Source organism: Streptomyces avicenniae (genome assembly GCF_000719135.1).
Classification (GTDB): Bacteria; Actinomycetota; Actinomycetes; order Streptomycetales; family Streptomycetaceae; genus Streptomyces; species Streptomyces avicenniae.
The window spans coordinates 21,163-27,955 of sequence record NZ_JOEK01000022.1; the positions used below are offsets into that span (position 1 = coordinate 21,163).

The following is a 6,793-nucleotide window of genomic DNA, read 5'->3' on the forward strand; positions in this document are numbered from 1 at the left end:
GGGAACCGCGATCCTGTTCGTCGCACGGACCGTCCCCGCGGGCCGCCCTGGGCAGACGCCACCCGTCGGCCGGAGGCGCAGACAGCCTGGTCCGTCCTGTCCCGGCAGTTACCCGATCCCCGTCGCCCCGGACGTGCGGCACCCGGAGCCAGTTGGCGGTGCCAGGTCCGTCGCCACCGATGGCCCCATCCCGGCGGGCCGCGGTGGGCTTCTTCGCTCCCTCCCTTTCCGGGAGGCTGCCCGTCAAACGGTGTAAATAGCAGGGCAGTTCGCCCGTCGCAGCAGGTCACAGCGCTGTAATCGCCCGACTACCACCGTTCGTCAGACAGCCTCCTTTCCGGGGACTGATCGATGCAGCGGATGTTCAGCGGGCCGAAACCGACTGCGTGGCGGGCGAGTTCAACAGCCAAGGCGGCGCGCAGGATGCCGTGATCCGCGTGAGAAGAGGGCGCCCGGCGGCTTCCTTGTCGCCACCGCGTTCACCCTTTCAGGCGTATCCGGCGGGCGGGGAAGTTCTCGCGGCGCGGCGCACAGCAGCATGGGGATACCGGGCTGCTGTGCGGGCCGACTGGCGCACGGCCAGGGGCCGAAGGTGCAGAAGTTGACGGGCGGACAGGCGTGCGGGGCCGTGTGGCCGCGCGGCGAGGGGTGGGCATGAGTGCGATGGAGACCACCGGCGGCCTGTCGGAAGGCGAGGCCATGCCGGGCGCGGGGCAAGGGGTCGTGGCTTTGTACCGCGAGCCGTATGGGCGGGTGTACTCGTGCACCGCGGACGGGCTTCGGGGCGTGGTGCTGGAGGAGTTCGGGCCGGTGAGCGAGCCGGTGCCCTATCGGGGCCGCAGGGGCATCATCACCTACTGGCCGGTGGCGACGCGGGAGCAGACCGTGGTGTGCGGCAGCCTGCGGCAGTGGCGGCTGGCGGTGGAGCTGGACTTCGATCCGGCCTGGGCAGCGTTCAGCGCCGGCCCGGTGGAGATGCGCTGGCGGGCAGGAGGCCGTCTTCGCCGCTGGCGCCCCGATTTCCTGGCGCGCACGGCCGAGGGTGTACGTGAGGTGCTGGTGCTGAAGCCTTCCGGCCAGGAAAGCCTGCCCGCGGCGAGGCTTCAGGTGCTTGAGGAGGTAGCCCGGGCGGCAGGGTGGCGGGTGCGTCAGGTCCGCGAGCCGTCGGGGGTGCGCGCGCGCAATCTCGGGTGGCTGGCGGGCTACCGGTTCCCCGTGGGCGACGAGGGGTGCCAGGGGCAGGCGCTGCTGGAGGCGTTCAGGGCGCCGGCAGGTCTGCGGGCAGGGGTGGCGGCGAGCGGGCTGGACGAGCTGACGGGGCTGGACCTCGCCTATCGGATGCTGTGGCAGCGGCGGCTGCTGTTCGACGTCGCGCAGCCGCTGCTGCCCGATGCCGTGGCTTGGGCTGCCTGAAGGGGAGGAAGGGGGGCGCATGGCGGGATCGGGTGAGGCCCGGCTTGCGGGGTCGCTGTCCATCGGGGCGCGAGTGCGCTGGCAGGAACGCGAGTGGGAGATGGTGGAGTGGCAGGGGTCGCAGGTCACGCTGGTGCCGCAGGACGGCGGGGAGGCGCCCCGGGCGGTGTCGTACCGGTGGCTGGTGGGTGCGGAGGACTTCGCCGTCCTCAGCGGCGGTGCGGCGCCGGCTGCGGACAGCGCGGCTCTTGGCGGGTGGGGGCGGCAGAAGGGACGGGAGGAGCAGGCCGCGCTGTGGCAAGCGCGCATGGTGGAGATCGATACCGGTCTGGCGCCGGGCCGAAGCGAGCATGAGCGGGGATTCGGGCCGGGGACGACGCTGGCCCAGCGGTGCGCCGCGATGTCGGCGCGCCTGGCGGCCGACGGCATCAGCTGCTCGGCCCACACGCTCGCCGACAAGCGGCGCAAGTGGAAAGCGGCAGGAGAAAACCCCGCCGTGCTGCTGTCCGCGCCGCGGAACAAACGGCCAGGCGGCTTCACCGACCCGCGGTGCCTGGCCGCCATGCAGGAGGTGGTGGCCCGGCGCGCGCACGAGTCGGACGTGACCATCGATGTGGTCCGCGAGGAGGTCGAGGACCTGTTGCACTCGCGCTACGACGAGGAACTCGGCGATCCGGCCGCCGTGGCGGCCCTGCTGCCCTCCCGGTCCACCTTCTACCTGCGGATGAAGGAGTCCGGCCTGGCCGATGCCCTGGCCAGGCCGACGCGGGCCCGTGCCGCCCTGGCCTCCACCCCGCCCCTGCCCCACGGCGGACGCGAGGCCGTGCTGCGGCCGGGACAGGTGACCCAGACCGACACCACGCCGCTGCGGATCCTGGCCTGTGGCGACGACGGCCGGCCCACCGCCACGGAGATGACCTCGCTCATCGACGTGGCCAACCACAGCGTGTGCGCGCTGATGATCACACCCAGCCGTCCCCGGGACGCCGAGAGCGGACGGCCCGGCCGGGCGACCCGGGCGATCGACCTGACCCTGATGCTGGCCCAGGCCTTCGCGCCCTGGCCGGTGATGCCCGGCTGGGACCCGCTGAGCGCGGCCGCCGCCTCCGCCCTGCCGTTCGGGGCGCTGCGCGCGGCGGACGAGCGGTTCACCGAGGCCACCGCCGCCCGACCGGTCATCCGCCCCGAGCTGATCATCTATGACCAGGGCAGCCCATACGTGAGCGAGCATTTCGCCGAGGTCTGCGACCGGCTGCGCATCGCCCGCCGCCCGGCGCGCAAGAGGACCCCGACCGATAAGCCGCTCGCCGAGAACTTCTTCATCACACTCGCGCACCGCTTCAGCCAGCACGTGAAGCACGGCTGGCAGGGCCGCAGCCACAGGAAACGCGGCCGCGGCATCGAGCGGATGCCGCTGTACACGATCGCCGAGCTCCAGCAGATGGCCCAGGAATGGGTGGCCTTGGAGTATCAGCAGACCCCCGATGCGGGGCTGCGCGACCCGTTCCGGCCCCACGTTGTGCTGTCGCCCAACGACATGTACGCCGTCCAGGTGGCCCGCAGCGGCTACCGGGCCGTGCCGCTCTCCCCCGCCCAGAACCGCTTCTTCCTACTGCCGCAGTGGGTCACCCCCGGCAAGGGCGGCTTCATGATCGACTATCGGACCTATCAGCCCGTCGCGCAGGACGCCGGACACTACCGGGAGATCCTCCTGCGCGGCGGCTCGAAGCTGCCCGGCGCCGGGGGCAAGTGGGAATGCCGCTTCAACCCCTACCGTCCCGAGCGGGTGTGGCTCTACGACCATACGGCGGGCACCTGGGTGACGTGCGACTTCCGGCTGCGGCACCTGCTCACCGACCCGTGGACCGCGGACATGTGGCAGGAGCACGCCGAGCGGCACTGTGCGGCCAGCGGCAGCGAACAGGACGAGGAGGCGATCGCTCTGGCCCTGGCGCAGCGCGACCGGCGTCGGCGCAGCCGCAGACCGCCGCCCAAGCGCACCGGGGCCGAACCGCCCTTCCAAGGACTGGCGTTGGAGACCGAACAGCCGTCCCAAGATCCCTACGCGGGTCTGGAGGAGTTCGACCTGTCGACGCTGCGGCCCTACCCGGCGCTGCCCATCTCTCCTCTGGCTCCTGCGCCCGTGCCCGCGCCGCCGGTGCTGCCCGCCGGCACGGGCAGCGCGGACCGGCCCACGGACAGCGGGCAGGCTCCGCATCCGCTGGCAGCGCTCTTTCCCGACGACGGCGACGGCAGCCCGCCGGACGCCTCCGCGGCCGGAGCACCGGCAGCTGCCTACGAGGTCGTCGAGGCGGAACTCCTCGACGACCTCGATCCGGACGGTGATGACGGTGACGAGGGCGAGGCCGACGTATGGGAGATGTAGGTGACAGTCGACCGGGGCCGTGAACCATGCAGCCGCAGGCCGGCCCTGAAGGCGGACAGGTTTCTCGGCCCGGAGCCGGTCTGCCGGTGAGAGCCAGGACCGTGACGAGAGAGAAGCATTGATGAAGGCATCCGTCGAACTGCGTGCCAAACGTGAAGCCCGTCTGCGTCAGCAGCTAAAAAACACCCCGATGCGGCCTCTGCCGCTGTTCCAGCTCACCGGCTGGACCCACTTCGTCGACGAGAAAGTGGATCCGCCTGTCCTGGCGACGGGCAGCCCTCCCGCTACCGGCAGGAAGAAAGACGAACAGGCCATCGCCTACCACCGGCATCTGCGGATGGTGCCCACCGAGGCGATGACCCACATGCAGGAGACGGTCGTCGAGGCGGTCCACCGCAACAGCGGGTGCCGGGACGGGCTGATGGACCATGTCATCGACGGCCCCCCGGGCACCGGCAAAACCTGCCTACTGCGGGCGATGGGACGCACCGCCCAGAAGGAGATCGAAGCCGCCACGAACGGCAGGCAGCAGAACACGATCCCGGTGGTGCACATCACCACCCCCGCAGAACCAGAGCCGAGGGTGAACTGGGTCTGGGAGATCGGCTCTTTCCTGGGGCTCAACCCCGAACCGAAAAACCTCACGGAGGTCCTGGAGATGCGCAGACACCAGGATGTGACCCTGCCGGTCAACTACGTCCTGGAGACGGCACAGACCCGTCTGCTGCTCATCGACGACATCAACCGCGCCTCGCCGCAGCACCTGGCGAACGTGCTGCCCTACTTCGACTACCTGCGCGACAAGCTGGGCATCTCCATCGTCTTCTGCGGCACCGGAGCCAGCCACCGCCTGCACCAGGCCCGCATCCTGGCCGGAGAGCTGACCCGGGTCAGCGAGGAGAACCGGGTACGGCTCGAACGGGCGGGACAGCCGGCCCAACCCGTCTCGCCCTCACCCACCGAGCTGCTGCCGGTGACCTGGCTGCACCCCCTGCCCCTGGGCACCAAGAGAGAGGAACAGGAGATGTTCCGGCGCGTTCTGGCGAGCTTCGAGGCCGACCTGAGCCTGTACCGGCTCGAGGAACATGCCCTGAGCAAACACGCCGTCACACTGCACCAGCGCACCGGTGGCTACTTCAAAGCCCTCACCTACGTCATCTCCACTGCCGCCGTCATCGCGATCCGCAGCGGCAGCGAGAACATCACCGAGAAAGAGATCGACGCAGCAACAGCCCAGCTCGGCTGAACCGCACCGCACCGCTCGGCGGATACCGCCAGCGGGCTGGGCCGATGCGTTCGTGCACAGCTCTCACCAGGGCACGCACCGCACACGGTCGGCGGGCCTGGGCGTCAACGTGGAGCGGGCCCGCAGACACCGAGTGTCGGAGCGCGGGTAGAGGCAGCAGACCCGAGGGAAGGACGGGGCCGGCCATCTGCTGCCCGGCTTCCTGGCGGCCGCCTCCTCAGTTTCGCCACGCGTCACCGGTGGGCCGCCGGTCAGGTGGTGGGAGGCTGGCGCCATGCCTCCTATGCAGCCTTTCGCTTCCGACTGGGATCGCGTGACCGTACACCAGGCCGAGCAGTGGAACTGGCTCGCGGTCGAGATAACCGAGATCCGGCGATGCGCCGAGGCAGGCGATCAGGCACACGACCGTCTTGCTCTCATCCTCCTCGACCACCTGGTTGAGGTGATCGTTGGCCGTGAGGTCAACGCCCAGCTGGCTTTCCAGATCGCTGACAGCGTCATTGTGGAGATGCGCGAGTTGCGTGACAGCGGCGGGGAGCTCGACGAGCAGCTGAGCCGACTGGTCGACGAGCACGTGGGACCGGATCGCCGTAAGGCTATGGACGATCACCTGCACGAGAAGACCAAGTTCCTGATGCAGAGGGGCGTGCTGACAGCCCAGGAACGCGAAGTGCTCGACCGGCTGCACCAGTACCGCAACGCGGCATACCACCGGGACACGCTGGAGCCGGACTTGATCCCAGAACTTGTAGTGGCCTACAGGGTTCTGGCCAACGAACTTGTCGGCCGGCACAAACCGATCGCGTGGACGATGGCATCTTCGGACCTGGCTCCCGTCACGACGCCACAGCAGCTTCGGGGCCGGCTGGTCGAAGGTGTCGACATCGATGTCAAAGCGATGGCCCGCCGGTTCCACGACCACGCAGTGAAGCGTGTGCAGGCCGTCTTCGCGGCCGTAGCAACCGCACACCAGTTGTTGGGCATCAACAGCTCCGGAGAAACAGACGCTTCCCTCCCAGATGATGACATGGCCCGTATGCTGACCGGCCTCACTGATGTGTCCAAGCACCTGACGTCCTGGGGGAGACAGGCGGAGGGATTGAAATCCAAGACCTCGTCACTCACCGGTCTGATGATTCCGTTCATCAACCTAGACCGAGCCCTGAGCCGTATCGAACCGTCCGTCAGGCGCCTCGACATGATCCTGGACTGGTGGGAACAGCGCCGGATCGATGAACTCCGCGGCAAGTAGCACCATGCGCACCGGACCGCATGTGGGCTCTTTCAAAGCCACGCTCCCCCTCTCGACGGTGCTGGGGCGGCTGCTGCACGAGCCACAAGACCCTCTGGCTGGCCAATCGTTGCGACCTACTCGAGAAGGTCGATCATGTGAGCAGCACCTGGCCGACGTACCGGCGCTGCTGCAGATGACCACGCGGATGAGATCGGGTTGTAGAGCGGCTCGCTCACAGCGAGATGTTGCAACCCGGATGACCACCGGCTGGAGGACCGGCCGCTAGAAAGGCCACTAACCAGCGCAAACCCCCTCTCCGCCCCTGCAAAATTAGTAGAAAATCCCGTGCTGATCACCACCTTCCGAAGGAACGCCAAACCTCCAGCTCAGAGCCGGTCAAGCCGCCTCAGCCTCACGAAGAACCCAGCTCAGACCGCAGTCACCCGTCCGGGGATGATCACTAAATCACCAGCCCAACACCTCGCTCATCTAGTGATCGTTCCCAGATTCGGCA

The 6,793-nt window shown here is 68.9% G+C and carries 4 protein-coding genes; all 4 read left to right on the forward strand.

Annotation, left to right across the window (positions count from 1 at the left end):
* Positions 1 to 654: 654 nt before the first annotated feature.
* The 4 genes from IF27_RS29310 (at position 655) to IF27_RS29325 (ending at position 6,297) form a co-directional block, all read left to right on the forward strand.
* Positions 655 to 1,413: a TnsA-like heteromeric transposase endonuclease subunit gene (locus IF27_RS29310; RefSeq protein WP_052852912.1), complete on the forward strand. Its 759-nt coding sequence runs from the start codon at positions 655 to 657 to the stop codon at positions 1,411 to 1,413.
* A 19-nt stretch (positions 1,414 to 1,432) separates the two neighbouring features.
* Positions 1,433 to 3,799 (forward strand): integrase catalytic domain-containing protein, encoded by a 2,367-nt coding sequence (locus tag IF27_RS29315; protein WP_052852913.1) that lies wholly within the window; start codon positions 1,433 to 1,435, stop codon positions 3,797 to 3,799.
* A 121-nt stretch (positions 3,800 to 3,920) separates the two neighbouring features.
* Positions 3,921 to 5,045, forward strand: coding sequence for an AAA family ATPase (locus IF27_RS29320; protein WP_190233146.1), 1,125 nt, complete (start codon positions 3,921 to 3,923; stop codon positions 5,043 to 5,045).
* A 313-nt stretch (positions 5,046 to 5,358) separates the two neighbouring features.
* Positions 5,359 to 6,297, forward strand: a complete 939-nt coding sequence (locus IF27_RS29325; protein ID WP_223291260.1) for a hypothetical protein — start codon at positions 5,359 to 5,361, stop codon at positions 6,295 to 6,297.
* Positions 6,298 to 6,793 lie beyond the last annotated feature (496 nt).